This is a genomic window from Variovorax sp. LjRoot130, from assembly GCF_964253755.1.
Lineage (GTDB): Bacteria > Pseudomonadota > Gammaproteobacteria > Burkholderiales > Burkholderiaceae_C > Variovorax.
This window is the reverse complement of the sequence record NZ_CAXURM020000001.1, coordinates 5,569,127-5,595,698: the sequence shown is the minus strand read 5'-3', so window position 1 is coordinate 5,595,698 and position 26,572 is coordinate 5,569,127. Positions and strand designations below refer to the sequence as shown.

The following is a 26,572-nucleotide window of genomic DNA, read 5'->3' as shown; positions in this document are numbered from 1 at the left end:
CCGGCCGGCAGCGTCATGGGCCCATCGCAGCGCGGTGCATGGCCGTCCCTCGATAATCGCGTGATGCCCGCCGCACCCCGCTTCTCCGCTCGCACCATCGGCATCGGCGCGGCCGTCGTCACCGTCCTGGTCTGGACCGCCTTCATCGTGATCGCGCGGGCCTCGGCCGGGCGCTCGCTGACCCCCTTCGACATTGCCTTCGCGCGCATCTGCGGCGCGAGCCTGGTGCTCATGCCCTGGGGCGCCTGGCTGGTGATGCAACAGGCGCGCCGGAGCGATCCGTCGGCGGGCTCGCTCTTCGGCCTGTCGCCCGCTTCACTGCGCATCACCGCGACCGCAGGCGCTTTCGGCGGCCTGGCCTATGCCCTGCTCGCCTACACCGGCTTCTTCTACGCGCCGGCCACCCATGCCGCCGTGCTGATGCCGGGCAGCCTGCCGCTCTGGACGGCGGTGCTCGCGGCCATCGTGCTGCACGACCGCATCACTACAGCCCGCGCGCTCGGCCTCGCGCTGATCGTCGTCGGCGACCTGCTGGTCGGCGGCGCCAGCCTGCTGCATGCCCTCGAGGGCGGCCAGATCTGGAAGGGCGACCTGCTCTTCATGAGCGCGGCTTTCTGCTGGGCCTGCTACAGCGTGGTGGTGCGGCGCCACGGGCTCGACGCGGTGCGCGCCACCATCGCCATCACCGTGTTCGCCTTCGTGACCTACGTGCCGGTCTATGCCCTGCTGGCCGCCGCCGGCGTGGTCGCGAGCCGGCTCGACAGCGCGCCGGTGGGCGAGATCGTGTTCCAGATGCTGTTCCAGGGCGTCGGCTCGGTCGTCATCTCCGGCATTACCTTCACGCGCATGATCCAGTACTTCGGGCCGGTGCGTTCGACCATGATCACGGCCGTGGTGCCGGGCCTCTCGGCCCTCGCTGCCGTGGTCTTCCTCGGCGAGCCGCTGCACTGGAACCTGATCGCCGGGCTGCTGCTGGTTACGGCCGGCATCCTGTTCGGCGTGCAGCGCGTTCGCGCCGCGGCAGCAGCAAGGCCGGCCGCCGCGCCGGCGCGCGGATGACGGCCATGGCGACGGCGCTCAAGCTCCTGGCCTTCGACACCAGCACCGAAGCGCTTTCGGTCGCGGTGCGCCACGGCGACCGGCTGTTCGAACACAGCGGCGCCGGCGGCGCGCAATCCTCGACCACGCTGATCCCGCTGATCCAGCAACTGCTGGCCGAAGCCGGCCTCGCGCTGGCCGAACTCGATGCGATCGCGTTCGGGCGCGGGCCCGGTTCCTTCACCGGCCTGCGCACCGCCTGCTCGGTGGCGCAGGGCCTGGGCTTCGGCGCCGGCCTGCGCCTGCTGCCCATCGACACGCTGCAGGCGGTGGCCGAGGAGGCGCATCACCGTTTCGGTGCCATGCACGTGGTCGCCGTGCTCGATGCCCGCATGGACCAGGTCTATGCCGCGCGCTACGAGTTCGGGAGCGCAGCGGCGCTCGCCGGCGAAGCGGAATTGCTGGCGCCCGAGCAGGTCGAGGTGCCGTCCGGTTGGGCGCTCGCCGGCAATGCCTTCGCGGCCTATGGCGAGCGCCTTCCCGCAGCCGTGGCGCGCCACGAGGTGCTGCCCACCGCGGCCGCGATGCTGCGCCTGGCCCCCGAATTGCTTGCAGCCGGCCGAACGGTCGCACCCGCCGAGGCCTGGCCGCTCTATGTTCGCGATAAAGTGGCGCAGACCACCGAAGAGCGTGCCGCCCTCAAGGCGGCAATGACCGATTCATCATCATCATCATGAGCGCAGTCCTGCAACAGCCGCGTGAAGCCCGTCTCGAGCCGATCACGATCGAGCGGATTCCGGCTGTCTGCGCGATCGAGAAAACCGCCTTCACCCACCCTTGGACGCCGGCCAACTTCAGCGACTCGCTGGCCGCCGGCTACCACTGCCAGTGCCTGGTCGTTCCTTCCGCACTCGGCACCGAGCCCTCGCCCCCGCCCGCGGGCGGACCGCGCGCGCTCTGGGGGCGGCCTGCGGCCCGGACCGGCGACGAAACCATCATCGGCTACTTCGTGGCCATGAAAGGCGTCGACGAAGTCCATCTGCTCAACCTCACGGTCGCGCCGGCCTTCCAGGGCCAGGGCTGGGCGCCGCTGATGCTCGAGGCGCTGGCCGGCTGGTCGCGCGGCCAGAACGCCCAGTGGCTGTGGCTCGAAGTGCGCGCGAGCAACCTGCGCGCGCTTGCCATCTACGAGCGCCAGGGCTTTCGCCGCGTGGGGGTGCGCAAGGGCTACTACCCGGCGGAGGGCAACGCACGCGAAGACGCGGTGGTGATGAGCCTGCGGCTCAACGAATCGACCAGCGCATGGGGTGCGTTGAAATGAGCGCCGGCACGCTGAATCTCGACGCGCGGCAGCGCGCGATGCTCGACGAGATGGGCGTCAAGGTCTGGTGGCCGGTGGCGGAGCCTGCCGAGGCGCCGGCGGTCGAGGTGGTGGTCGCGGTGCCGCGCGTCGAAGCCGAAGCCGTGCCGGCGGCGCCGCGTGCGCCGGTGCCTGTGTCCGCTCCTCCTGTCCGTCCGTCCGCCGCGCCGTCCCACGGTGCGACCGTGCTGATCGATGCGCCGCGTCGTCTCTACGGCGATGAAGAGAAGGCCGTGCAAGGCGGGTGGCTGATCGTCGCCGACATGCCGCCCGAGCTCGACGGGCGCCACGGCGAACCCTTCGCGGGCGATGCCGGCCGGCTTTTCGACAACATGCTGCGCGCGCTGCAGTTGCATGGCGCAGCGACGCCCGTGCATCTGATGCGCACGCACCGCGGCGTGGCCTCGGGCCAGCCGGGCAGCCCGCGCCCGATCGCCGAGGCCTTTGCGGCGCCCGCCGCCGCCCTGGCGCCGCGCGTCGTGCTCGCGATGGGCCCGCTGGCGGCGCAGAGCCTGCTGCAAAGCAGCGAGCCGCTCGGCAAGCTGCGCGGCCGCGCGGTGCGGCTGGCCATCCCGGATCTGGAGGGCGTCGCGGTCGTCGCGACCTACCACCCGGCCTACTTGCTGCGCAATCCGGCCGACAAGGCGCGTGCCTGGGCCGACCTGTGCCTGGCGGCCGAGCAACTGCTGCGCTCGGGCTGAGCGCTGCCGGTGGCGGCCTAAAATTCCGCCCCATGACCTTCCTGGACAAGCTGCGCGCCGCCGAGCGCCAAAACGGCTCGCTGCTGTGCGTGGGCCTCGACCCCGAGCCCGCGAAATTCCCCGCCCATCTGAAGGGCGATGCCGGCAAGATCTACGACTTCTGCGCGCGCATCGTCGATGCCACCGCCGACCTGGCGATCGCCTTCAAGCCGCAGATCGCCTACTTCTCCGCCCACCGCGCCGAAGCCCAGCTCGAACAGCTCATGGAGCACATGCGGCGCAACGCGCCGCATGTGCCGGTGATCCTCGATGCCAAGCGCGGCGACATCGGGTCCACGGCCGAGCAGTACGCGCGCGAGGCCTTCGAGCGCTACGGCGCCGACGCCGTCACGCTGTCGCCTTTCATGGGCTTCGATTCGGTCGAGCCCTACCTGCGCCACTACGGCAAGGGCGCCTTCCTGTTGTGCCGCACCAGCAACCCGGGCGGTGCCGACCTGCAGGGCCAGCGGCTCGCGGGCCTGGAAGGAGAACCTTTTTTGTATGAACACGTTGCAAGACTCGTCCAGGGGCCTTGGAACCTGAACGGCCAGCTCGGCCTCGTGGTCGGTGCCACCTACCCGGCTGAGATCGAGCGCGTGCGCGCGCTGGCGCCCACCGTTCCGCTCCTGATTCCCGGCGTCGGCGCCCAGGGCGGGGATGCGGTCGCCACCGTGCGTGCGGGCTGGCGCGCCGATGCGCCGATCGTGGTCAGTTCGTCGCGCGCCATCTGCTACGCCTCGGCCGGCGCCGACTTCGCCGAAGCCGCTCGGCGCGAGGCGATCCGCACCCGCGACAGCCTCGAAAAAGCCAAGCCCTGAGCGACTTTTCGCGTCGCCGCAAGGGCGCGGTTGTATCGGAGTGACGGAAAAAGTCACATTTCAGAACAATTGTTGTCGTAGTCACCGCCTTTACACCGCCTTTAGAGTCCTCGCAGCCCGGCCTGCGTCCGGCATGGCACTTGCCTTGAGAAGAACGGCGCGAGGGCGCCGAGGAGCGAGGAACTCATGGTGGAAGATATTGCGACCGGTCGCTCCGAGGCGACCGACGAAGTGCTGCGCGTGTCCGAAACGCACGCAGCTTCCGAGGCGCCGGCGGCGCACAACAATCCCCTGCCCCTGCCCCTGGCTGCCGCGCTGGCTGCCGCAGCGGCGCTCGCTGCCTGCGGCGGTGGCGGCGGCGGAGGCGGCGGCAGCAGTTTCGCCGGCATGGGCGGCGGCGACGTCCAGGCCGGCTCCCTGACGCCCCTGGCCAGTACGCCGACCGGCCAGACCTACATCTACACGCAGGCCAAGACCGACGACGAGGCCGCGCGCTTCCTGCTGCAGTCGCAGTTCTCGGCCTCCGAGGCCGAGATCGCCGCGGTGCGCGCCAAGGGCTACCTGCCCTGGCTCGGCGAGCAGGTCGATCGGGCGCCCACGCAGACCGGCTGGGACTGGATCGCGAGCAAGCCCTACAACACCGTCTACACCGACGACATGATCTGGAACCAGCTCATGACCGCGCCGGACGGGATGCGCAAGCGCATGGCGCTGGCGTTCACCGAGATCTTCGTGGTCTCGGCCAACGACCTCAGTTCCAACTGGAACGACCACATGATGGCCCAGTACTGGGACATGCTGGTCGCTGGCGTCACCGGCAACTTCCGCAAGCTGCTGGAAGACGTGACGCTCAACCCGGCGATGGGCTACTACCTCAACACCCGGGGCAACCAGAAGGAAAACGCGCAGGGCCGCCAGCCGGACGAGAACTACGCGCGCGAGGTCATGCAGCTCATGACCATCGGGCTCTACCAGCTCAATGCCGACGGCACGGTCAGGACCGGTGCCGACGGCGCGCCGCTGGACAGCTACACGCAGGACGACGTGACCAACCTGGCGCGCGTGTTCACCGGCTACGACCTCGACATCCCCGCCGCCGAGCGCAACACCTTCACGCCGCCCGGCGCCAGCTACACCATCGAGAGCAACGCCTGGACCAAGCGGCCGATGGCGCTCACGGCCTCCCGCCACTCGATGCTCGAAGCCAAGTTCCTCGGCGCCACCGTGCCGGCCAACACCGAGGGCAAGGCGGCGCTCAAGATCGCGCTCGATACGCTGTTCAATCACTCGAACGTCGGTCCCTTCATCAGCAAGCAGCTGATCCAGCGCCTCGTGACCAGCAACCCGAGCGCGGCCTACGTGAAGCGCGTGGCGGACGTGTTCGCCAACAACGGCGCCGGCGTGCGCGGCGACATGAAGAGCGTGTTCGCCGCCGTGCTGCTCGACAACGAGGCGCGCAGCCCGGCCGGCCTCACGGACCCGAACTTCGGCCGCCTGCGCGAGCCGATGCTGCGTCTCGTGCAGTGGGGCCGCACCTGCGGCATCGGCTCCACGCTGGACACTTGGAAGATCGGCAACCTCTCCCGCCCCAACGACCAGCTGGGCCAGAGCCCGCTGCGCTCGCCCTCGGTCTTCAACTTCTTCCGGCCCGGCTACGTGCCGCCCTCGACCGCGATAGCCAGCGCCAAGCTGGTGGCACCCGAGTTCCAGATGGTCAACGAGACCAGCGTCGGCGGCTACCTGAACTTCATGCAGAACGTGGTGCCCAACGGTTTCAACAGCAAGGATGTGATCCCGAGCTATGCGGCCGAGAAGGCGCTGGTGCTCGATCCGGCCGCGCTGGTGCGGCGGCTGAACCTGCTTTTCACCGGCAACCAACTCACCGCCGCCACGCAGGCGCTGGTCGTCAATGCGCTCGCCACGCCGGCGGTCACTTCGACCAGCAGCGACGGCGTCAAGAACAACCGCGTCTATGCCGCGGTGCTGATGGTGATGGCGTCGCCGGAATACCTGATCCAGAAATAAGGAAGCGCGCGATGTACCTGATCAATCCCGCAGCCCACACCCGCCGCGCCTTTCTGCGCCGCTCCGGCCAGCTCGCCATGGCGGGCACCGCACTGCCCTTTGCGCTCAACCTGGCCGCGATGGGCGAGGCCGCCGCGCAGGCGGCCGGCGACGATTACAAGGCGCTGGTCTGCGTCTTCCTGTTCGGCGGCAACGACTATGCCAACACTGTCGTCACTTACGACGATCCGAGCTACAACGCCTACAGCACGATTCGCGGCGGGGCCGCCGGCCAGGCCGCTGGCGGCGTGGCGATCGGCAAGGCCGAACTGACGCCGACGCTGCTCGTCCCGACCACGGCGCTGTCCGACGGACGCCAGTACGCGCTGCACCCGGCGATGACCGAGCTGGCCACGCTGTTCAATACCGATGCCAAGATGGCGGTGCAGCTCAATGTCGGCCCGCTGGTGGTGCCGCTCACGCGCGCCCAGTACAACAACAGCAACAAGAAGCTCTATCCGCAGCCGCCGAAGCTGTTCTCGCACAACGACCAGCAGTCGACCTGGCAGTCGTCCTCGCCCGAGGGCTCGACCGTCGGCTGGGGCGGCAACATCGGTGACCTGATGCTCACGCAGAACACCAACTCGCTCTTCACCTGCATGTCGGTTGCGGGCAACGCGGTGTTCCTCTCGGGCGATACCGCGCTGCAATACCAGGTGAGCACGGGCGGCGCGGTCGGCATCAACAGCGTGAAGAACGCCAACGTGTACGGCTCCAGTTCGGTCAAGGCCGCGATGGCGCAGCTCGTGCAGCAGGCGCGCGGCCATGTGCTGGAGAACGAATACAACAAGGTCACCAAGCGCGCGGTCGAGGCCGAGGGCTCGGTCACTTCGGCCATCGGAACTGACTTCGCGGCCGGTACCTTTCCGGCCACCGGCCTGGGCAACCAGCTCAAGATGGTCGCGCGGCTCATCCGCGGCCGCAGCACGCTGGGCACCAAGCGGCAGGTGTTCTTCGTCTCGATGGGCGGCTTCGACCTGCACGACAACCTGATCGCCAACCAGCCCGGCCTGATGAAGCAGCTGAGCGATGCGATGGCCGCGTTCCACCGGCAGATGGTTGCGCAAGGTCTGGCCGACAAGGTCACAGCCTTCACCGCCTCCGACTTCGGCCGCACGCTCGCTTCCAACGGCGACGGCTCCGACCACGGCTGGGGCGGCCACCATTTCATCGTCGGCGGCGCGGTGAAGGGCAAGCAGATCTACGGCACGCCGCAGGTGGTCAGCATCAACAACGACTCGAAGCTGGCCGGCTACGAAGGCCATGTGGGGCAGGGCCGGCTGATTCCGACCACCTCGGTCGACCAGTACGGCGCCACGCTCGCGAGCTGGTTCGGCGTGCCGGCGGGCAATCTGGAAAGCATCCTGCCGAACCTCAAGAACTTCGGCGGCAACGTCAACGGCATCGACTACCCGAAGAACGTGGGCTTCATGGCCTGAGGGCGCCTGCCTACATCGGAAGCGGGGCGCGGTCTGCATACTCTGCAGTCCGCGCTTTTCTTTTCAGGAGACTCCGATGAAGTACAGAGGCAGCTGCCATTGCGGCCGGATCGCCTTCGAGGTCGAGGGCGAGATCAAGGGTGCGATGGCATGCAATTGTTCGATGTGCCAGCGCAAGGGTTCGCTGCTCTGGTTCGTGCCGCGCGACAGCTTCACGCTGCTCACCCCGCGCGAGGACATGGGCACCTACCTGTTCAACAAGCATGTGCTCGAGCACCACTTCTGCCCCACCTGCGGCATCCATCCCTTTGCCGAGGGCAGCGACCCCAAGGGCAACAAGATGTCGGCAGTCAACATCCGCTGCATCGAGGGCATCGAGCTCGAATCGGTGCCGGTGACGCATTTCGACGGGCGTTCGCGGTGAGCCCCGGCGAACTGCAGGACTATTTGCACGCGCACATTCCCCTGTCGAAGGCGATGCAGGTCGCGGTGCTCGCGCTGCATGAAGACGAGGTCCTGCTGAGCGCGCCGCTGGCGCCCAACATCAACCATCGCGAGACCGTGTTCGGCGGCAGCGCCTCGGCCGTCGCCATTCTGGCGGCCTGGTCGCTGGTGCATACGCGGCTGCAGCGCGCCGGGATCTCGAGCCGGCTGGTCATTCAGCGCAATACCATGGACTACGACCTGCCGATCACCGGGGAATTCACTGCGCGCTCGCTCATTGCCCAGCCGCAGGCATGGCCGGCCTTCCTGCGCATGCTCGATCGCAAGGGCCGGGCCCGCATCGCCGTCGCCGCCATACTCGAACAAGGGGGCCGGACGGTGGGCCGCCTCGAGGGCGAGTTCGTGGCGCTGGGGGCGGCCGCGGCCTGAGAACGCCCGCGTTTGCGTTTCGGGCGCGGCCGCGCCAAAGTTCGGCGCACCATGAGCGCCATCCCGACCGACCCCGACCCCTTCCCGCTTGAGGGCGGCTGCACCTGCCGCGCGGTTCGCTACCGCATGACGACGCGACCGCTCTTCGTGCACTGCTGCCATTGCCGCTGGTGCCAGCGCGAGACGGGCTCGGCCTTCGCGCTCAACGCGATGGTCGAGGCCGAGCGCGTGCAACTGCTCCAGGGCGAGATCGAGCTCGTCGTGACGCCGTCGGAAAGCGGCAAAGGGCAGAAGATCGCGCGCTGTCCGCACTGCCGCGTCGCGCTGTGGAGCCACTATGCGGGTGCCGGCGATGCCGTGTGCTTCGTGCGCGTGGGCACGCTCGACGCGCCGGACCACCTGCCCCCCGACATCCACATCTTCACGATGTCGAAGCAGCCATGGGTGCTGTTGCCGCCGGGCACGCCGGCCGTGGCCGAGTACTACAGCCGCGCCGAGCACTGGCCGGCCGAGAGTCTGGAACGCGCCAGGGCGCTGAAGGCCTCGCGCCCGCCCGCCGGGCCGACGGCCGGTTGATTGCCAGCTCCGACGGCCGCTGATACCCTGCGCCCGGGCGGCGCCGCCGCCCGTTCATGTTCAATCAGGGAGTAAAAAATGAGCCTTTTGTTGTTTCTTGTCGTGGGTCTCGTGGCGGGCTGGCTGGCCGGCGTGCTGGTCAAAGGAGGTGGCTTCGGCCTCGTCGGCGACCTGGTCGTCGGCGTGATCGGCGCCTTTCTCGGCGGCCTTCTTTTCAGCTCGGCCGGCGTTTCGCTGGGCGGCGGCCTGTTGGGCAGCATCGTCGTCGCCACCATCGGGGCGATCGTGCTTCTGCTGATCGTCCGCCTCCTCAAGCGGGCCTAGACAGAATGGCTTGAGCCGTTGAGGTGGCCCGTCTCCAGGACTACCGTGGGTTGCGCACCGTGGGTGCGCCGAGCCACAACGCTGCACCCCGAGGGGCGGACAGCGTGTCAACGAGCAAGGAGACGGGCCATGAGTCAATCTACCACCACTGCGGCCACCGTTTACGTTGGCCTAGACGTCCACAAGGACAGTATCGACATCGCCCTGGCCGAGGCCGGCCGTGACGGCGAAGTGCGCCATTTGGGCGCGGTCGCCGGCGGCGTCGGTGCCGTCACCAAGGCCCTGCGCCGCCTGGTCAGCCGGGGCCATTGCCTACATGTCGTCTACGAAGCGGGCCCCTGCGGCTTCGTGCTGCAGCGCCACCTCGCCGCACTGGGCTACCACTGCGAGGTGGTGGCGCCCTCGTCCATCCCCAAGCGCTCGGGTGATCGGGTGAAGACCGACCGCCGCGACGCCTTGATGCTGGCGCGCCTGGCACGCGCAGGTGAACTCAGTGCCGTGCGCGTGCCGGACGCCGTGGACGAGGCGCTGCGCGATCTGGTGCGCGCCCGCGAGGACGCGGTGCGGGAACAGCGCAACGCGCGCCACCGCCTGAAGGCGCTGCTGTTGCGCAGCGGCGTGGTGTACGCGGGCAAGAGCGCCTGGACGGCGGCGCATCTGCGCTGGCTGGCCAGCATGGCGCTGCCGCACGCCGCGCAGCAGATCGCCTTCCAGGAGTACCTGCACGCGGTGAGCGAGTCGGGGGCGCGCATCGCACGCCTGGAGCAGTCGCTGCGCGATGCGCTGGCGGGCTGGTCGCTGGCGCCGGTGGTGGCCGCGCTGCAGGCGCTGCGCGGTGTGCAGCTCATCGCCGCGATCACGCTGGTGGCCGAGATCCAGGACTTCCACCGCTTCGCCAACCCGCGCCTGTTGATGGCCTACCTGGGCCTGGTGCCCAGCGAGAGTTCCAGCGGCCAGCGCCGCCGACAGGGTGCCATCACCAAGGCCGGCAACTCGGCGGCGCGGCGCATGCTGGTGGAAGTGGCGCACCAGTACCGCTACCCGGCGCGGGTCAGTGCGGTCATCGCCAGGCGCCAGTCGGAGTTGCCCAAGGCCGTGACCGACATCGCCTGGACGGCGCAGTTGCGGCTGTGCGCGCGCTTCAAGCGGCTGGCCGCGCGGCGCATGCCGCACAACAAGATCGTGGTGGCCATCGCGCGCGAACTCTCGGGCTTCGTGTGGGCCATTGCGCGCGAGGTGACGCCGCCTGCCTCGACGTGAACCCGCGATGACATGGCAAGCAACGCGAAGGAGGCGCCTATCGAACAACCTCTTTGAGGCCGGATCGGGAACGCGGCGCAGCCACGGCCACAGGGGAATCCTCGGCGCGGCTATTGCGCAGCCACGCAAGTGACCAACCGCAGACCCTAGAAAGCAGGCAGCCCCGCGACGAATACATGAACTGTCGGTAGCCAATCCACGCATATCAGCATGATCAACCGTCGCTCACGCACCCGGCTCCGTCGCGTTCCCCATCCGGCATTCGCGAACGAATTCTGCAATCCGGAACCCGGAGAGATGGGCTTGCGCTCTTGACAGGATCAAGCCATATCAGCCGCCCGGATCTCTCAGGCGCGTGCGGCGCCGAGCCGCTGCGACACCTCGCCGGCGCATTGCTTCAGTGCGCGGGCGACGGGCCCGTCCCATTTCGCATCGAAAACGCCCGCGGGCCCGATCGCGGTGATCGCCAGCGCGATCGCGCCGGTGTGGTCGAACACCGGCGCGGACATCGCGCTCACGCCCGGCACGATCTCCCCTTCGGAGCGGCTGATGCCGCGCGCGCGCACCTCGTGCAGTTGCTCCTCGAAAGCCTTCCAGTCCGGCAGCGGCGGGGGCGGCGGCATGCCCACGTGCGGCGCCGGCGCCGTACTGCTCTTCTCGCGCTGGCGCTCCTTGTCTAGCAGGCGCTTGACGATCGCGCCATCGAGGTAGGCGGCGAAGAGGCGGCCCGAGGCGGTGCTGGTCAGCGAAAACACCGTGCCGTGCCGCATGCTCACGTGCAAGGCCGCCGGCGACTCGGCCACGCGCACGATGGTGGCGCCGCGGTCGCCCCACACCGCGATGGCCGCGGTGTGCCCGATTTGCTGCGCGAGCTCGGCAACCAGCGGTGTCGCGATGTGGACCGGATCGGCCTGCTGCAGGCTGATCAATCCCAGTTGCAAAGCCAGCGGGCCGAGCAGATAGTGACCGCTGCTGCGGTCCTGTTCGATCAATCCGAGGCGACCGAAGCTGACCATGTAGGGATGCGCCTTGGCGGCCGACATGTCGGCCTCGCGCGCGAGGTCCTTCAATGCCATCGGCCGGCCGTGGTGCACCAGGGCGCGCAGCAGCTGGCCGCCCACTTCGATGCTCTGGATGCCGCGCTGCGCGCGATCGTTGCCGTCAGCGGCCATTTCCGTCTCTTTGTTCGTTCATGCAGAAGACATTAGACATTAACTGATCTCCGGTTTACACTCCGCTTAATTCGTTCCCTGCGAATTCGTTCGTGTTAGACAAATCACCAGGAGACCCCGATGAGCCAGACCAAGGTTTTCGCCAGCCAGGCCGATCTCGAAGAAAAGAAGATCACCTTCAGCCAGATTTCCGAGCATGCCTGGGCCTACACGGCCGAGGGCGACCCCAACACCGGCATCGTGATCGGCGACGACTGCGTGCTGGTGGCCGACACCCAGGCCACGCCCGCGATGGCGGCCGACGTGGTGCGACGCATCCGCGAAGTGACCGACAAGCCCATCAAGTACGTGGTGCTCACGCACTACCACGCGGTGCGCGTGCTGGGCGCGACCGGCTACAAGCCCGAGCACATCATCGCCAGCCAGGATACGCGCGACCTGATCGTCGAGCGCGGCGAGGAAGACAAGGCGAGCGAGATCGGCCGCTTCCCGCGCCTGTTCCAGAACGTCGAGACCGTGCCGCCGGGCCTGACCTGGCCGACCATGACCTTCACCGGCAAGATGACCTTGTGGCTGGGCAAGCTCGAAGTCCAGCTGCTGCAGCTCGGCCGCGGCCACACCAAGGGCGACACCGTGGTCTGGCTGCCGGGCGAGAAGACCCTGCTGTCGGGCGACCTGGTCGAGTTCGACGCCACGCCCTATGCCGGCGACGCCTACTTCAAGGACTGGCCCAAGACCCTGGACAACATCGCCGCGCTCAAGCCGAAGGCCCTGGTGCCCGGCCGCGGCGCCGCGCTCACCACGCCGGAAGAAGTGGCCAAGGGTCTCGCCGGCACGCGCGACTTCATTGCCGACGTGTACGCCAGCGTTTCGGAAGGCGCCAAGTCCGGCAAGGACCTGAACGCGGTCTACAAGGAGACCTACGCGAAGCTCAAGCCCAAGTACGGCCACTGGGTCATCTTCGACCACTGCATGCCCTTCGACATCACGCGCTGCTACGACGAGGCCACGCAGTACGCCGACCCGCGCGTGTGGACCGCCGAGCGCGACGTCGAGATGTGGAAGACCCTCGAAGGCTGAGCCGGGAGGAGCAAGACAAAGATACGGAGACAGGAACGTGAACGCCATTGCTGCTTCAGCCGCCGCGCCCATCGACTACCAGAACCTGCGCTACGACTACAGGCACCACCCCGACCAGGACGCCGCCACGCCCGCCCGGCACCCCGTCGTCGTGGTCGGCGCCGGCCCGGTCGGCCTGGCGCTGGCCATCGACCTGGCGCAACGCCAGGTGCCCGTGGTGCTGCTGGACAACGACAACAAGCTGTCTACCGGCTCGCGCGCCATCTGCTTTGCCAAGCGCTCGCTGGAGATCTTCGACCGGCTCGGTTGCGGCGAGCGCATGGCGGCGAAAGGCGTGTCCTGGAAGCTGGGCCGCGTGTTCCTGCAGGGCGCGCAGATCTACGAGTTCGACCTGCTGCCCGAAGAGGGCCATCAGCGCCCGGCCTTCGTCAACCTGCAGCAGTACTACGTCGAGGGCTACCTGGCCGAGCGCGCAGCCGAGCTGCCGCTTTTGGACATCCGCTGGAACCACAAGGTGGTCGGCGTCGAGCAGCACGAGGACCACGCGCTCCTGACCGTCGAGACGCCGGACGGGAGCTACCGGCTGCAGGCCGACTGGCTGCCCGCGTGCGACGGCTCGCGCTCGACGGTGCGGCAGCTGATCGGCCAGGAAAGCAAGGGCCGCATCTTCAAGGACCGCTTCCTGATCGCGGACGTGAAGATGAAGGTCGACTTCCCGGCCGAGCGCTGGTTTTGGTTCGATCCGCATTTCCACCGTCACCAGAGCGTGCTGCTGCACATGCAGCCCGACAACGTGTGGCGCATCGACTTCCAGCTCGGCTGGGAGGCCGATCCGGAGGCCGAGAAGAAACCCGAGAACATCATTCCGCGCGTCAAGGCGTTGCTGGCGGCCTCGCCCTTCAGGGACGCGGAGTTCGAGCTCGAATGGGCCAGCGTCTACACCTTCGCCTGCCTGCGCATGGAGGCCTTCCGCCACGGCCGCGTGCTGTTCGCGGGCGATTCGGCGCACGGCGTCTCGCCCTTCGGTGCGCGCGGCGCCAACTCGGGCGTGCAGGACGCCGACAACCTGGCCTGGAAGCTGGCCGCGGTGCTGCGCGGCGAGGCGCCGCAGGCGCTGCTCGACAGCTACGCCCGCGAGCGCGAGTACGCGGCCGACGAGAACATCCGCAACTCGACCCGCGCCACCGACTTCATCACGCCCAAGAGCGAGCTGAGCCGGCTGTTCCGCGACGCGGTGCTGCAGCTGGCGAGCCGCCACCCCTTCGCCCGTACGCTGGTCAACAGCGGGCGGTTGTCGGTGCCGGCCACGCTGCATGGCTCGACGCTCAACACGCCGGATAGCGGGGACTTCGAAGGGCGCATGGTGCCCGGCGCGGTGGCGGCCGATGCACCCTTCACTGCGAGCGGCGGCCAGCGCAACTGGCTGTTGCGCTCGCTTGGCGCCGACGGCCGCTTTGCCGCGCTGGTGTTTGGCGACGGCGCCGCCGCCGAGGCCAGCCTGCGCGCGCTGGCCGAGGCCGAAGCACCGGTCAGCGTCGTACGCATTCCGCTCGACGACGCCCATGCCCTGGCCGCGCAGCGCTACGACGCCCGGCCCGGCACCACCTACCTGCTGCGGCCCGACCAGCACGTGTGCGCACGCTGGCGCAGCCCCACGGCCGCCGCCATCCGCGCCGCCCACGCGCGTGCGCTCGGCAAAACCTGAGACCCCAGGAGACCACGACCATGCCGAACGACCACCTGATCCTGACGCCCCACCTGGATGCTCCGGACGACTTCTACGAGGCCCTGCTCGACGCGCACCAGGGCCTGTCCACCGAGGAGAGCCACGCCTTCAATGCCCGCCTGGTGCTGGTGCTGGCCAATCACATTGGCTCGCTGCCGGTGCTGCGCAAAGCCCTGGAGGCGGCGCGCGCCTGACGATCCGGCAATGCATCACACGAAGTTTCAATCTACTGGAGACAAACCCATGATCCGCAAGACCCTCGCCGCCCTCGGCCTGGTTGCCCTGTCCCTCGCTGCCATCGCCCAGGACAGCAAGCCCATCGAATGGGTGGTCGGCTACGCCGCCGGCGGCGGCTCCGATTCGGTGGCGCGTGCGACCGCCGAGACCATGAGCAAGAGCCTGGGCGCGCCCATCGTCATCAACAACAAGCCGGGCGCCGCCACCAACATCGCGGCCGAGTACGTGGCGCGCGCCAGGGACGTGGAGCACACCCTGCTGACCGCCGACTTCGCGACGCTGGCGGCCAATCCCTTCCTCTTTTCCAAGCTGAGCTACGACGCCGAGAAGAATCTCAAGCCGGTCGGCCTGCTGGCGCGCTTCCCGCTCGTGCTGGTGGTCGGCCCGCAGGTGCCGGCGAGCAACTGGAAGGAGTTCGTGGCCTGGGCCAAGGCCCAGCCGGGCGGCGTCAACTACGGTTCGGCCGGCGTCGGCAGCCCGCATCACCTGGCCACCGAGCTGCTGCGCGAGAAGGCCGAGCTCAAGCTCACCCACGTGGCCTACCGCGGCGCGGCACCGGCCATGCAGGACGTGCTGGGCGGGCAGGTGCCGTTCATGCTGGTCGACACCGCCAGCGGCAACCAGTTCGTGCAGGCGGGCAAGGTCAAGGCCATCGGCGTGGCGAGCGCCAAGCGCATCGCCTCGCTGCCCAACGTGCCGACGCTGATGGAGCAGGGCCTGGCCGGCTACGAGGCCTATGCCTGGCAGGGGCTCACCGTGCCCTCCGGCACGCCCGAGCCCACGGTGGCGCGCTATGCCAAGGCCTTGCAGGAGGCGCTGGCCTCGCCGGCCGTCAAGGCGCGCTTCGACGCACTCGGCGTGGAAGGCCTCCCCGGCTCGCCGGGCGACATGGCAAGCTACGTGAAGGCCGAGCGCGAACGCTGGGGGCGCCTGATCAAGGCCAACAACATCCGCGTGGATTGAAAGGATCCCCATGAGTACCGACGCATTGCGCTACCAGAGCGGCTTCGGCAACGAATACGCGAGCGAGGCCGTGGCCGGCGCCCTGCCGCAGGGCCGCAACAGCCCGCAGCGCGCGCCCTTCAACCTCTACCCCGAGCTGATCTCGGGCACTGCCTTCACCGCGCCGCGCCACGAGAACCGGCGCAGCTGGATGTACCGGCGCCAGCCCTCGGTGGTCTCCGGCCGCTACCAGGCCTATGCGCAGCCGCACTGGCAGACCGGCGCCGACCGCGATATCGCGCTCGCGCCCGAGCCGATGCGCTGGCATCCGCTTCCGCTCGACAACGCCGATGTCGATTTCATCGACGGCATCCATACCTTGGCCGCCAACGGCGACGCCGAGGCGCACAGCGGCGTCGCTGCGCACGTTTACCTCGCGAGCCGTTCGATGGAGCGCCGCGCCTTTGTCAATGCCGACGGCGAGATGCTGCTGGTGCCGCAACAAGGCCGGCTGGTGATCACCACTGAGATGGGCGTGCTCGAGGTCAAGCCCGGCGAAATTGCGCTCCTGCCGCGCGGCATCGCGTTCAAGATCGCCGTGCCGGATTCGGATCAGGGTCCCTCGCGCGGCTACGTCTGCGAGAACTACGGCGCCCAGTTCCGCCTGCCCGAGCTGGGCCCGATCGGCTCCAACGGCCTGGCCAATGCGCGCGACTTTCAGGCGCCGGTGGCTGCTTTCGAAAGCGAGGCCGGTGGCTACGAGCTGGTGAAGAAGTTCGGCGGACGCTTCTGGAAGGCGCCCACCAGGCAGTCGCCCTTCAACGTCGTCGCCTGGCACGGCAACCTCGCGCCGGTGAAGTACGACACCGCCAACTTCATGACCATCGGCTCGATCAGCTTCGACCATCCGGACCCGTCGATCTTCACCGTGCTCACCTCGCCCTCGGACACGCCCGGCACCGCCAACTGCGACTTCGTGATCTTCCCGCCGCGCTGGCTGGTGATGGAAGACACCTTCCGTCCGCCCTGGTACCACCGCAACCTGATGAGCGAGTTCATGGGCCTGGTCTACGGCGAGTACGACGCCAAGCCCGGCGGCTTCAAGCCCGGCGGCGCCAGCCTGCACAACGCGATGGTGCCGCACGGCCCCGACGAGGAGGCCTTCGAGAAGGCGAGCCGTGCCGATCTCAAGCCGCAGAAGCTGGACAACACGCTGGCCTTCATGTTCGAGAGCCGCTTCCGCTTCATTCCCACGGCCTGGGCGCTGCAGAGCCCGGCGCTGGACACCGACTATGCCGACTGCTGGGCCGGCCTCAAGGACCAATTCAAGCCATGAACAACGAACTGAACGCCACCCACGATCCGAAGCTGCGCAGCTGGGTCGCTTCGGCCAACGAGGCTGGCTGCGATTTTCCGATCCAGAACCTTCCTTTCGGCCGCTTCCGGCCTGCCGGCAGCGGCGAGGCCTTTCGCATCGGGGTTGCGATCGGCGATCAGGTGCTCGACTTGAAGGCGACCGGCCTCGTCCATACGGACGACATGAACGTGTTGATGGCGAAGAGCCCGACGGAGCGCCAAACCCTGCGTGCCGCGATCTCCGCCGGCCTGGCCGAAGGGAGCGAGCAGGCCCCCGAGTGGGCCAAGGCCCTGCTGGCCCAGTCGGCCGCCGAGATGACGGTGCCCTGCCGCATCGGCGACTACACCGACTTCTACACCGGCATCCATCACGCCCGCACGGTCGGCAGCCTGTTCCGTCCCGACCAGCCGCTCCTGCCCAACTACCAGTGGGTGCCCATCGGCTACCACGGGCGCGCCTCGTCGATCGGCGTCAGCGGCCAGCGCTTCAAGCGCCCGCAAGGCCAGACCAAGGCACCCGATGCCGCAACGCCTTCCTTCGGCCCTTCGAAGCGGCTCGACTACGAGCTCGAACTCGGCTTCCTGGTCGCCCAGGGCAATGCGCTCGGCGAGCCGGTCGCCATCGCCGAAGCGGAAGCGCACCTGTTCGGCGTCACCCTGCTCAACGACTGGTCGGCCCGCGACATTCAGGCCTGGGAGTACCAGCCGCTCGGGCCCTTCTTGTCGAAGAACTTCGCCAGCACGCTCTCGCCCTGGATCGTGACGATGGAGGCGCTCGCGCCCTTCCGCGCCGCCTTCGAGCGCCCGGCCGGCGATCCGCAGCCGCTGCCCTACCTCGATGCACCCGCCAACCGCGAAAGCGGCGCGCTCGACATCACGCTCGAGGTGTGGTTGCAGACGGCGAAGATGCGCGAAGCCGGCGAGGGCGCCGTGCGCCTCACGCGCGGCAACGCCCGCGACGCCGCCTACTGGACGGCCGCGCAGCTCGTCACGCACCACACGGTGAACGGCTGCAATCTGCAGCCGGGCGACCTGCTCGGTTCGGGCACGCTCTCGGGCCCGAAGCCCGATGAGGCCGGCTCGCTGCTCGAGCTCACGCTGGGCGGCAAGCAGCCGATCCTGCTTCCCAACGGCGAGCGCCGCAGCTTTCTCGAAGACGGCGATACGCTCAGCCTGCGGGGCTTCTGCGAGCGCGAAGGCGCGGTGCGCATCGGGCTGGGCGAAGTCAGCGCGACGGTCGAAGCGGCCGGCGCCTGAGCGCTCACTGCCTCGGTTCGGACGAGGCACGCTCCTACGCGGCGTTCCGCGACCGGCCCCGATACTGCAAACCCTTGTTTCAGGGGTATTGCCGTGAACGTGCTGATCGTCGACGACAACAAGGCCGCGGCCGATCTGCTGCGGGAACTGCTGGCGCTGCAGGACCATGAGGCGCATTGCACCTACACCGCGCAACAGGCGATCGCCGCCGCCGCCGAGAAAGCCTTCGATGCGGCGCTGGTCGATCTGGTGCTGCCGGATCTCCCCGGCGCCGAGCTTGCGCGGCGCATGCGTGCAAGCGCCGGGAACAAGCCGCTGTTGCTGATCGCGATCTCGGGCTTCGGCGCCGACGAGGCCGGCGGCACGACCACGCCGGGCCTGTTCGACCATCATCTGCAGAAGCCGATCGACTTCGAAGATCTGGATCGCATCCTGGCGCCACCTGCCGCACGATGAAGGCAACCCCCGGAGCCCGCAGTTGGATGGCTGCCGGCGTGCGCCACGAACTGCTCACGCGCGTCTTCCCGGCGCTGCGCCACGACCTGGCTTCTCCGGTGTCGGTGATCCGGATGGCCATGCTGATGTTCAAGCGCCAGGCGACGGTGAAGCCCGTCGACACCGCGGCCTGGCAGGAGAGAGTGGCGCTGGTGGAAGGCCAGGTCGGTGCGCTGGCGACCGGCGTGCGTTCCCTGCGCGACTGGGAGCTGGCCGTCAGCGACGAGGGCGTGACCCGCAGCGCGCTGGTGGCCCAGTGCACCGGGCTGATGCGCGCCGCCTTCGAACTGAACGGCATCCGGCTGCATGTCGGCGAGGGGCTGGCGCCCGGAGAGGGCGAGCAGCGCTTTCCGGCCGGCGCCGCGCTGCGCTACATGTGTCTCGGCGTCCTGAGCTATCTGCAGGACGGCGCACCGCAGCTCGGCGCGGTGCACATCGAACCCGAAGGCCGCGACATCGTGCGCTTCAGCGCGACACGCGGGGCAGCCGAGCTCGCGGAGCTGGCGGATCCGCACCGGGCGCCACGCAAGCTGGCGATCGATGCCGTCGCGCTGCAGTTGCTGGCCGAAGACCTGGGCTACTTCGTGGCGCTGGACGGTGATACGGTGCGCCTCTCGCTGGTGCGCCGCTCGAACCAGTGATGGATGCAGGCCAGGAGCGCATTCGGCTCCGCGGGCTTGACGAAGTGGTGATCGAAGCCGGCGCCGAGCGCGGCCTGGCGGTCTTCGTTCTGGCCATAGCCGGTCAGCGCGATCAGCAGCGCGTCTTCGGTCTCGGGCATCTTGCGCATCCGGCGCGCGACCTCGTAGCCGTCGAGCAGCGGCAGTCCGATGTCCAGCACGACGACGCTGGGCCGGTACGCCGCGACGATCGCGAGCGCCTCCTCGCCATCGCCCGCCGTGCGAACCTGGTGTCCTTCGAGCTCGAGGACCGCCGCGACGCCTGCGGCCGCGTCCCGGTTGTCGTCGACGATCAGGATGCGCTGGGGCTCGAGGCGCGGCGCTGACGGGAGCGCGGACGCGATCTGCCCGGCTTCGGGCACCGCCGCAACGCGCGGCAAGCGGATCTTGAACTCGGAGCCCCGGTCCCGCCCCTCGCTGAAGACCTCGATCTGGCCGCCGTGCATCTCCGTCAGGCGCCGTGCCAGCGTCAGCCCGACGCCCAGCCCGCCCTGGGCGCGGTCGAGGCCGCGCTGCCCTTGCGCGAAGAGGTCGAAGATGCGCGTCAACAGTTCCTCGTCGATGCCGATGCCCTGGTCGCGCACCGAGACGACGATGTCGTCGTCCTCGAACCAGGAGGCGAGCGCAATGTCGGTTCCCTCCGGGCTGTACTTGGCAGCGTTGTGCAGCAGGTTGGCGATCACCTGCGTGAGCCTGGCCACGTCGCCCAGAAGCCATGCCGGCTCTTCGGGTAGCGCGACGCTCAACACCTGGCGACGGCTGTCGATGAAGGGCTGCACCGTTTCCACGCCTTGAACGATCACCGTGTTGAGATCCATCGTCTCGCGCTTGAGCGCGATCTTGCCCTGGCTGATGCGGGCCACGTCAAGCAGCTCTTCGATCAGACGCGTCATCTGCCGCAGTTGCCGATCGGCAATGTCGAGCGCCCACGTGACCCTGGGGTGCGGCGCGGCGACGCGGCGGATCACCTCGACGGCGGTATGAATGGGCGCCAGCGGATTGCGCAGCTCGTGCGACATCATCGCGAGGAACTCGTCCTTGCGCTGGTTGGACTGCTGCAGCTCTTCCTGCGCCGCCTGCCGCTCGAGGATTTCGCGCTGCAGGATGCGGTAGAGGCGCGCGTTCTCGAACGCCGTCGCGGCCCGGGCCGCCAACTCGCCGACCATCCCGGCTTGGGCGCCGGCGCTCGCGTCGTCCGGATTGCCGGATGCGACCAGAACCGCGCCCAGAACACGTTCCCCGAAGACCATCGGCACGGCCGCGGCCGAGCGCAGCAGCGGGAACTCGGCGTCCGCCGGAGCGAGGCCGAACGATGCCGCCGTGAGCGGCTTCAGCGCTTCTTCCGCCACGGTGGTTCGCCGCCCGCGGTTCGCCGCGGCGTGCAGCGCGGCGCGGATGCCCGGGGCGAGCGCCGTTTCGGGGCCTGCGAACCATTGAAGCCTCGCGTGGCCCGGCCGCACCGCCGCGGCAAGCATCTCGCCCGCGCCGAGCTCGGGGTCGATCAGGAGCAGCACGGCGAGCGGGGCCAGGCTGGGCACCAGCAGTTCGACCAGCTGGTTCATCGCGACCGTGATCTCCAGCGAGCTACTGAGCGCGCGACTCGCATGGGCGAGAAATGCGGAGCGCCTGTCGTTCTCCTCCGCGACGCGGCGAGCCGCATGCGCCGCCATCATTGCGGCCCGCGCATCGGCCTGGCGCCGGACCTGGCGCCGCATCAGGTACAGCGAGACGAAGACGCTCACCTTGCTGCGCAGGACCTCCGGCACCACGGGGGAGAGGATGTAGTCCACCGCGCCGAGCGAGTAGCCGCGCGCGGTCTGCATCTCGTCGGCGTAGGAGGTGATGAAGATGATCGGCGTATGGGCGCTTCGCCGATGCTGGCGGATCAGCGTCGCCGTCTCGAACCCGTCCATGCTGGGCATGTTGACGTCCAGCAGGATGACCGCGAACTCGCGCTGCAGGATCTCCCGCAGCGCATCGGTGCCCGAGCGCACCAGCACCAGGTTCTGGCCGAGGTCCTCGAGCACGGTCCGGAAGACCAGCAGCTTCTCGGGCAGATCGTCGACGACCAGGATGTCGGCCTTCTCGTCGAACGGCCCCCCGTCGGGGCCCCGTTCCTCGGGCAGTGCAGGAGGCTCTTCTACTTGCACAGCCACCCCCGCAGAACGGCGAGCAGATAGGTCGTGTCCACCGGCTTCGACAGGTAGTCCCAGGCCCCCGCTTCGATGCATTTCTCGCGGTCGCCCTTCATGGCCTTCGCCGTCACCGCCACCAGCGGCAGCTGCTTGCCGCGCGGCAGGCGGCGCAGCTCGCGCATCGTCTGCATGCCGTCCATCTCCGGCATCATGATGTCCATGAGGACGATGTCGATGCCGGCATCCTCCTGCACCAGCCGGATCGCATCGCGGCCGTTCTCCGCCGACACGATGAGCATTCCCTGTGCGTCGAGGATGGTCGCCAGCGCAAAGATGTTGCGCATGTCGTCGTCGACGATCAGCACCTTCCTGCCGGCCAGCGTGCCGGCGCCGGCGTTGACCGCTTCGACCGCTCTCCGTTCCTGCTCGGACATCGAAGCCAGGCCCCGATGCAGGAAGAAGGCCGTTGCGTCGATCAGCCGCTCCAGCGAATCCGCGACGCGCATCGCCGAGCCGCCGTGGCCGTGCTCCCACCCCGGCACGCGGCCGCCCGGAACCGCGCTGTACAGGACGACCGGCAGTTGCCGCGTCGCCGGGCGGGCCTCGACAAACTCGGCGGCATCCGCGCGGCCGAAGCCGGCCACCATGCCGTCGGTCACGAGGCAGTGCACGTCGTTGCGCGCCAGCGCGTCCCTGGCCGCCTCGGCGGTTTCCACGACCACGCTGTCGATCTCGCTGCCGGCCAGGGCCGCGACATAGCGATCGCGCAGCGACGAGGGGCGCATGGCGACCACCAGCTTCCTGGCGTCCGCCTGAACGAAGCCGTAAAGATGCCCGAGCCCCGCATCGATTTCGTCGATCGATTGCAGCGGCTTGGCCAGAAAGCCGACGGCGCCGGAGTTCAGGGCCCGCTCCCGCGAGTCGTCCGTCGAGACCACGCAGACCGGAATGTGCCGCGTGGCAAGGTCGGCCTTCAGGCGCTCGAGGATGCGCCAGCCTTCCATGTCGGGCAGGAAGATGTCGAGCGTGATGAGTGCCGGGCGGTAGTCGCGCGCGAGCGCCAATGCGCCGGCGCCGCTGGGGCTGACCAGGCCCTTGAAGCCGCTCTTGCGCCCGGCATGCAACAGCATCTTGGCGAAGGCGAGGTCGTTCTCGACGATCAGGAGCACCTTGTCCCCGGAAAGAATGCTGTCGCGGTCGTCGTCGGCGATGTTGAGCGACGGGAGCATGTCGGCTGCATCGCCGCGTTCGGCGGCCTTGGCCCCTGCGGCAACGATGCGCCGGGCCGGCTTCTGCGGACCGGGACCGGGCCGCAGTTCCGCGACCCGGTTGCGTTCGGCGCGGCGAGGAACTTCCGCCCGCGCCGCCGCCGTGCGGCCCAGCCGTGCACTGCGCGGCGAGCTGTAGCTTTGCGGCAGGTACAGCGTGAACGTGCTGCCCTGCGCGGGCGTGCTCACCAGGCGGATCTCGCCGCCCAGAAGGCGCGCCAGTTCACGGCTGATCGCGAGGCCGAGGCCGGTGCCGCCGTATTTTCTAGAGGTCGAGCCGTCCGCCTGCTGGAAGGCCTCGAACACGATCTGCTGCTTGTCGGCGGAAATCCCGATGCCGGTATCGGACACGGCGAAGGCCATGACCTGGCCGGCCCGGTTGAGCTCTTCGTTGTCGCGCGACCAGCCGCTGTCCACGGCCTCGACCGTCAACGCGACCGAACCCTGGTGCGTGAACTTGAACGCATTCGACAGCAGGTTCTTGATGACCTGCTGCAGGCGTTTGACGTCGGTCACGATCGTCTCGGGCAGCGGCCCCGACGCGTGGATGTCGAAGCCGACGTGCTTGGCCTCGGCGACGTGGCGGAAGCTGCGCTCGACCGAGCGCTGCAGGTCGTCCAGCCGCAGTTCGCTGACCTCCACCGCGACCGTTCCGGATTCGATCTTCGACAGGTCCAGGATGTCGTTGATCAGCATCAGCAGATCGTTGCCCGAGAGGTGAATGGTCTTCGCGAACTCCACCTGCTTGGCCGTCAGGTTGCCCTCACTGTTCTTGCACAGCTGGTCCGACAGGATCAGCAGGCTGTTGAGCGGCGTGCGCAGTTCGTGCGACATGTTGGCCAGGAACTCGGACTTGTACTTGGAGGTGAGCGCGAGCTGCTCCGCCTTTTCCTCCAGCGCCTGGCGCGCCTGCTCCACCTCCTGGTTCTTGCGCTCCACCTCCTGGTTCTGGTGCACCAGCAGCCGGGCCTTCTCCTGCAGCGCCTCGTTGGTCTGCTGAAGCTCGAGCTGGCGGTTCTGCAGCTCCTCGGCCAGCGACTGCGACTGGGTCAGCAGGTCCTCGGTGCGCATGTTGGCGGCGATGGTGTTGATCACGATGCCGATGGATTCGGTCAATTGGTCCAGGAGGGCCTGGTGCGCGGGGTTGAAGCGCTCCAGCGAGGCCAGCTCCAGCACGCCCCGCACCTCGCCCTCGAAGATCACCGGGAGCACGATCACGTCCATGGCCGCGCCTTCGGAGAGGCCCGTGACGATCCGGAAGGCCGTGCTCGGCACGTTGGTCAGAAGGATCTTGGACTTCTCGACCGCGCACTGGCCGACAAGGCCCTGGCCCAGCTCGATCTCCTTGCCGTGCGAAGTCTGGCCGCCGGAGGCGTAGCTGGCGAAGAGCTTCAGCTTCGGCGTGGCCGTGGCGGTGTTCAGCACGTAGAACTCCGCCTGCTGCGCACCCACCACCGGCGCCAGTTCGGACAGGATCAGCTGCCCCACCGTGAGCAGATCCTTCTGGCCCTGAAGCATGCGGCTGAACTTGGCGAGGTTGGTCTTGAGCCAGTCCTGCTCCGTGTTCTTCTGCGTCGTGTCCTTCAGGTTGCGGATCATCTCGTTGATCGTGTCCTTCAGCGCCGCGACCTCGCCCTGAGCCTTCACGGTGATGGAGCGGGTCAGGTCGCCCTGCGTCACGGCGGTGGCCACCTCCGCGATGGCGCGCACCTGGGTCGTCAGGTTGGCCGCCAGCTGGTTCACGTTCTCGGTCAGGCCCTTCCAGGTGCCGGCGGCGCCGGGCACCTTCGCCTGGCCGCCCAGCTTGCCTTCGACGCCGACCTCGCGCGCGACGGTCGTCACCTGGTCGGCAAAGGTGGCAAGCGTCTCGGTCATGCTGTTGATGGTCTCGGCGAGCGCCGCGATCTCGCCCTTGGCCTCGACCGTGAGCTTCTGTTGCAGATCGCCGTTGGCCACCGCGGTCACCACCTTCGCGATGCCGCGCACCTGGCCGGTCAGGTTGCCGGCCATGGAGTTGACGTTGTCCGTGAGGTCCTTCCAGGTCCCCGAGACATCGCGCACCTGGGCCTGGCCGCCGAGCCGGCCCTCGGTGCCGACCTCGCGCGCCACCCGCGTCACTTCGGCGGCGAAGGACGAGAGCTGGTCCACCATCGTATTGATGGTGGCCTTCAGCTCCAGGATCTCGCCCTTCACGTCGACCGTGATCTTCTTGGAGAGGTCGCCGGTCGCCACTGCCTTGGTCACGTCGGCGATGTTGCGCACCTGCGATGTGAGGTTCGATGCCATCAGGTTGACCGAGTCGGTCAAGTCCTTCCACGTGCCGGCCACGCCTTGCACATCGGCCTGCCCGCCCAGGATGCCCTCGGTGCCGACCTCGAGCGCCACCCGCGTCACCTCGGCGGCGAAGGAGCGCAGTTGGTCGACCATCGTGTTGACCGTGTTCTTCAGTTCGGAGATTTCGCCCTTCACGTCCACCGTGATCTTCTTGGACAGGTCGCCGGCGGCCACGGCCGTGGTCACCTCGGCGATGTTGCGCACCTGGGAAGTCAGGTTGCCGGCCATGAAGTTGACCGACTCGGTCAGGTCCTTCCAGGTGCCGGCCACGCCCTGCACGTCGGCCTGTCCGCCCAGGATCCCTTCCGTTCCGACCTCGCGCGCCACGCGCGTGACTTCGGCCGCGAAGGAGCGCAGCTGGTCGACCATGGTGTTGACCGTGTTCTTCAGCTCGAGGATCTCGCCCTTCACGTCGACGGTGATCTTCTTGGAGAGGTCGCCGGCCGCCACCGCCTTGGTCACGTCGGCGATGTTGCGCACCTGGCTGGTCAGGTTGCCGGCCATCGAGTTCACCGAATCGGTCAGGTCCTTCCAAGTGCCCGAGACGCCTTCGACCCGCGCCTGCCCGCCCAGGGATCCTTCCGTTCCGACCTCGCGCGCCACCCGCGTCACCTCCGATGCGAAGGAGCGCAACTGGTCGACCATGGTGTTGATCGTGTTCTTCAGGGTCAGGAATTCGCCCTTGACGTCGACATCGATCTTCTTCGACAGGTCGCCCTTGGCCACCGCGGTTGTCACGTCGGCGATGTTGCGCACCTGGTCGGTCAGGTTTCCGGCCATGGAGTTGACGGAATCGGTCAGGTCTTTCCAGGTGCCGGCCACGCCTTTCACCTTGGCCTGGCCACCGAGCTTGCCCTCGGTGCCGACCTCGCGCGCCACGCGCGTGACCTCGGCCGAGAAGTTGCCGAGCTGCTCGACCATCTTGTTGATGGTCTTGGCCGTGCGAAGAAACTCGCCTTCGAGCTTGCACCCGTCGACCTCCAGCGCCATGCTCTTCGACAGGTCGCCCTGGGCCACGGCGCCGATCACGCGAGCCACTTCGGTGGTCGGGTGAACGAGATCGTCGATGAGCGCATTCACGCATTCGACCGATTCGCCCCAGAAGCCGCGCGTTTCGGAAAGCACCGCACGCTGCTTGAGCTTGCCTTCCTTGCCGACCACCTGGCGCAGGCGCACCAGCTCGGCGGCCAGCGTGGCGTTCTGCTCGACCAGGTCATTGAAGACGTCGGCCACCTTGCCCGAAAGCCCGGTCCAGTGCACGGGCAGCCGGACCTTGGCATCGCCTTTGCGGAACCGGGTCAGCGCATCCAGAAGCGTTGCCATCTCCTCCAGTGAGCTGGTCGCCACGGATTTGTCCAGAACGTTCATCTCTTGCCCCTCTCGGAGTGAGGAAAAAGT

The 26,572-nt window shown here is 68.4% G+C and carries 23 protein-coding genes; 20 read left to right on the top strand and 3 right to left on the bottom strand.

What is annotated here, in order from left to right; all coding sequences use genetic code 11:
• Nucleotides 1-63: 63 nt before the first annotated feature.
• From ACSQ86_RS27725 to ACSQ86_RS27670, 12 genes are all read left to right on the top strand, one after another.
• Nucleotides 64-1,059, top strand: a complete 996-nt coding sequence (locus ACSQ86_RS27725; RefSeq protein ID WP_436305930.1) for a DMT family transporter — start codon at nt 64-66, stop codon at nt 1,057-1,059.
• Nucleotides 1,060-1,064: 5 nt separating this feature from the next.
• Nucleotides 1,065-1,775 (top strand): tRNA (adenosine(37)-N6)-threonylcarbamoyltransferase complex dimerization subunit type 1 TsaB, encoded by a 711-nt coding sequence (tsaB, locus tag ACSQ86_RS27720; RefSeq protein WP_436305929.1) that lies wholly within the window; start codon nt 1,065-1,067, stop codon nt 1,773-1,775.
• Nucleotides 1,772-2,359: a ribosomal protein S18-alanine N-acetyltransferase gene (rimI, locus tag ACSQ86_RS27715; RefSeq protein ID WP_436305928.1), complete on the top strand. Its 588-nt coding sequence runs from the start codon at nt 1,772-1,774 to the stop codon at nt 2,357-2,359. Before tsaB ends, rimI begins: the two co-directional genes overlap by 4 nt.
• The gene (locus ACSQ86_RS27710) at nt 2,356-3,099 is read left to right on the top strand and encodes a uracil-DNA glycosylase family protein (RefSeq protein WP_436310032.1); all 744 of its coding nucleotides are present in this window, start codon (nt 2,356-2,358) and stop codon (nt 3,097-3,099) included. Before rimI ends, ACSQ86_RS27710 begins: the two co-directional genes overlap by 4 nt.
• Before the next feature lie 32 nt (nt 3,100-3,131).
• A complete protein-coding gene (pyrF, locus tag ACSQ86_RS27705; RefSeq protein ID WP_093108684.1) occupies nt 3,132-3,956 on the top strand; it encodes an orotidine-5'-phosphate decarboxylase in 825 nt (274 codons plus the stop codon).
• A gap of 186 nt (nt 3,957-4,142) precedes the next feature.
• Nucleotides 4,143-5,981: a DUF1800 domain-containing protein gene (locus ACSQ86_RS27700; RefSeq protein ID WP_436310031.1), complete on the top strand. Its 1,839-nt coding sequence runs from the start codon at nt 4,143-4,145 to the stop codon at nt 5,979-5,981.
• 11 nt (nt 5,982-5,992) lie between these two features.
• On the top strand, nt 5,993-7,459 hold the full coding sequence (locus ACSQ86_RS27695) for a DUF1501 domain-containing protein (protein WP_436305925.1): 1,467 nt from the start codon (nt 5,993-5,995) through the stop codon (nt 7,457-7,459).
• 76 nt (nt 7,460-7,535) lie between these two features.
• Complete coding sequence (locus tag ACSQ86_RS27690; protein WP_093108687.1) at nt 7,536-7,883, top strand: GFA family protein; 348 nt, start codon at nt 7,536-7,538, stop codon at nt 7,881-7,883.
• Complete coding sequence (locus ACSQ86_RS27685) at nt 7,880-8,332, top strand: thioesterase domain-containing protein (protein ID WP_436305924.1); 453 nt, start codon at nt 7,880-7,882, stop codon at nt 8,330-8,332. The genes ACSQ86_RS27690 and ACSQ86_RS27685 overlap by 4 nt, the downstream gene beginning before the upstream one ends.
• 60 nt (nt 8,333-8,392) lie before the next feature.
• Nucleotides 8,393-8,908 carry a GFA family protein gene (locus ACSQ86_RS27680; protein ID WP_436292206.1) on the top strand — a complete coding sequence of 172 codons (516 nt, stop codon included), beginning with the start codon at nt 8,393-8,395 and terminating at the stop codon, nt 8,906-8,908.
• A gap of 78 nt (nt 8,909-8,986) precedes the next feature.
• Nucleotides 8,987-9,232, top strand: coding sequence for a GlsB/YeaQ/YmgE family stress response membrane protein (locus ACSQ86_RS27675; RefSeq protein ID WP_093108690.1), 246 nt, complete (start codon nt 8,987-8,989; stop codon nt 9,230-9,232).
• Nucleotides 9,233-9,361: 129 nt separating this feature from the next.
• Complete coding sequence (locus ACSQ86_RS27670; RefSeq protein WP_436305038.1) at nt 9,362-10,492, top strand: IS110 family transposase; 1,131 nt, start codon at nt 9,362-9,364, stop codon at nt 10,490-10,492.
• Nucleotides 10,493-10,839: 347 nt separating this feature from the next.
• Here ACSQ86_RS27670 and ACSQ86_RS27665 read toward each other — a convergent pair whose 3' ends face one another.
• On the bottom strand, nt 10,840-11,664 hold the full coding sequence (locus ACSQ86_RS27665; RefSeq protein WP_436305923.1) for an IclR family transcriptional regulator: 825 nt from the start codon (nt 11,662-11,664) through the stop codon (nt 10,840-10,842).
• A 120-nt stretch (nt 11,665-11,784) separates the two neighbouring features.
• Here ACSQ86_RS27665 and ACSQ86_RS27660 point away from each other — a divergent pair, with 120 nt between their 5' ends.
• The 8 genes from ACSQ86_RS27660 (at nt 11,785) to ACSQ86_RS27625 (ending at nt 19,398) form a co-directional block, all read left to right on the top strand.
• A complete protein-coding gene (locus ACSQ86_RS27660; protein WP_093108692.1) occupies nt 11,785-12,744 on the top strand; it encodes an MBL fold metallo-hydrolase in 960 nt (319 codons plus the stop codon).
• A gap of 37 nt (nt 12,745-12,781) precedes the next feature.
• Nucleotides 12,782-14,449, top strand: coding sequence for an FAD-dependent oxidoreductase (locus ACSQ86_RS27655; protein ID WP_436310030.1), 1,668 nt, complete (start codon nt 12,782-12,784; stop codon nt 14,447-14,449).
• Nucleotides 14,450-14,469: 20 nt separating this feature from the next.
• Entirely contained in the window at nt 14,470-14,664 is a 195-nt protein-coding gene (locus ACSQ86_RS27650) for a DUF2783 domain-containing protein (RefSeq protein ID WP_214695168.1), read from the top strand.
• 49 nt (nt 14,665-14,713) lie between these two features.
• The gene (locus ACSQ86_RS27645) at nt 14,714-15,670 is read left to right on the top strand and encodes a Bug family tripartite tricarboxylate transporter substrate binding protein (RefSeq protein WP_436310029.1); all 957 of its coding nucleotides are present in this window, start codon (nt 14,714-14,716) and stop codon (nt 15,668-15,670) included.
• A gap of 10 nt (nt 15,671-15,680) precedes the next feature.
• A complete protein-coding gene (hmgA, locus tag ACSQ86_RS27640) occupies nt 15,681-16,985 on the top strand; it encodes a homogentisate 1,2-dioxygenase (RefSeq protein ID WP_436310028.1) in 1,305 nt (434 codons plus the stop codon).
• Nucleotides 16,982-18,262: a fumarylacetoacetase gene (fahA, locus tag ACSQ86_RS27635; RefSeq protein WP_436305919.1), complete on the top strand. Its 1,281-nt coding sequence runs from the start codon at nt 16,982-16,984 to the stop codon at nt 18,260-18,262. The genes hmgA and fahA overlap by 4 nt, the downstream gene beginning before the upstream one ends.
• A gap of 93 nt (nt 18,263-18,355) precedes the next feature.
• Nucleotides 18,356-18,718: a response regulator gene (locus ACSQ86_RS27630; RefSeq protein ID WP_093109907.1), complete on the top strand. Its 363-nt coding sequence runs from the start codon at nt 18,356-18,358 to the stop codon at nt 18,716-18,718.
• Nucleotides 18,719-18,744: 26 nt separating this feature from the next.
• Nucleotides 18,745-19,398, top strand: coding sequence for a hypothetical protein (locus tag ACSQ86_RS27625; protein ID WP_436310027.1), 654 nt, complete (start codon nt 18,745-18,747; stop codon nt 19,396-19,398).
• Here ACSQ86_RS27625 and ACSQ86_RS27620 read toward each other — a convergent pair.
• Both ACSQ86_RS27620 and ACSQ86_RS27615 read right to left on the bottom strand, forming a co-directional pair.
• The gene (locus ACSQ86_RS27620; RefSeq protein WP_436310026.1) at nt 19,335-21,587 is read right to left on the bottom strand and encodes a response regulator; all 2,253 of its coding nucleotides are present in this window, start codon (nt 21,585-21,587) and stop codon (nt 19,335-19,337) included. The two genes, ACSQ86_RS27625 and ACSQ86_RS27620, sit on opposite strands and share 64 nt — an antisense overlap.
• On the bottom strand, nt 21,578-26,542 hold the full coding sequence (locus ACSQ86_RS27615) for a HAMP domain-containing protein (RefSeq protein WP_436310025.1): 4,965 nt from the start codon (nt 26,540-26,542) through the stop codon (nt 21,578-21,580). The genes ACSQ86_RS27620 and ACSQ86_RS27615 overlap by 10 nt, the downstream gene beginning before the upstream one ends.
• Between the last annotated feature and the right edge of the window lie 30 nt (nt 26,543-26,572).

Excerpts from the sequence above, each read along its gene's own strand:
- ACSQ86_RS27650 (WP_214695168.1), top strand. The coding sequence starts at position 14,470 with ATGCCGAACGACCACCTGATCCTGACGCCCCACCTGGATGCTCCGGAC.
- ACSQ86_RS27665 (WP_436305923.1), bottom strand. The coding sequence starts at position 11,664 with ATGGCCGCTGACGGCAACGATCGCGCGCAGCGCGGCATCCAGAGCATC.
- ACSQ86_RS27625 (WP_436310027.1), top strand. The coding sequence starts at position 18,745 with ATGGCTGCCGGCGTGCGCCACGAACTGCTCACGCGCGTCTTCCCGGCG.
- pyrF (WP_093108684.1), top strand. The coding sequence starts at position 3,132 with ATGACCTTCCTGGACAAGCTGCGCGCCGCCGAGCGCCAAAACGGCTCG.
- tsaB (WP_436305929.1), top strand. The coding sequence starts at position 1,065 with ATGGCGACGGCGCTCAAGCTCCTGGCCTTCGACACCAGCACCGAAGCG.
- ACSQ86_RS27660 (WP_093108692.1), top strand. The coding sequence starts at position 11,785 with ATGAGCCAGACCAAGGTTTTCGCCAGCCAGGCCGATCTCGAAGAAAAG.
- ACSQ86_RS27670 (WP_436305038.1), top strand. The coding sequence starts at position 9,362 with ATGAGTCAATCTACCACCACTGCGGCCACCGTTTACGTTGGCCTAGAC.
- hmgA (WP_436310028.1), top strand. The coding sequence starts at position 15,681 with ATGAGTACCGACGCATTGCGCTACCAGAGCGGCTTCGGCAACGAATAC.
- fahA (WP_436305919.1), top strand. The coding sequence starts at position 16,982 with ATGAACAACGAACTGAACGCCACCCACGATCCGAAGCTGCGCAGCTGG.
- ACSQ86_RS27615 (WP_436310025.1), bottom strand. The coding sequence starts at position 26,542 with ATGAACGTTCTGGACAAATCCGTGGCGACCAGCTCACTGGAGGAGATG.
- ACSQ86_RS27700 (WP_436310031.1), top strand. The coding sequence starts at position 4,143 with ATGGTGGAAGATATTGCGACCGGTCGCTCCGAGGCGACCGACGAAGTG.
- ACSQ86_RS27690 (WP_093108687.1), top strand. The coding sequence starts at position 7,536 with ATGAAGTACAGAGGCAGCTGCCATTGCGGCCGGATCGCCTTCGAGGTC.
- rimI (WP_436305928.1), top strand. The coding sequence starts at position 1,772 with ATGAGCGCAGTCCTGCAACAGCCGCGTGAAGCCCGTCTCGAGCCGATC.
- ACSQ86_RS27675 (WP_093108690.1), top strand. The coding sequence starts at position 8,987 with ATGAGCCTTTTGTTGTTTCTTGTCGTGGGTCTCGTGGCGGGCTGGCTG.
- ACSQ86_RS27695 (WP_436305925.1), top strand. The coding sequence starts at position 5,993 with ATGTACCTGATCAATCCCGCAGCCCACACCCGCCGCGCCTTTCTGCGC.
- ACSQ86_RS27725 (WP_436305930.1), top strand. The coding sequence starts at position 64 with ATGCCCGCCGCACCCCGCTTCTCCGCTCGCACCATCGGCATCGGCGCG.
- ACSQ86_RS27645 (WP_436310029.1), top strand. The coding sequence starts at position 14,714 with ATGATCCGCAAGACCCTCGCCGCCCTCGGCCTGGTTGCCCTGTCCCTC.
- ACSQ86_RS27710 (WP_436310032.1), top strand. The coding sequence starts at position 2,356 with ATGAGCGCCGGCACGCTGAATCTCGACGCGCGGCAGCGCGCGATGCTC.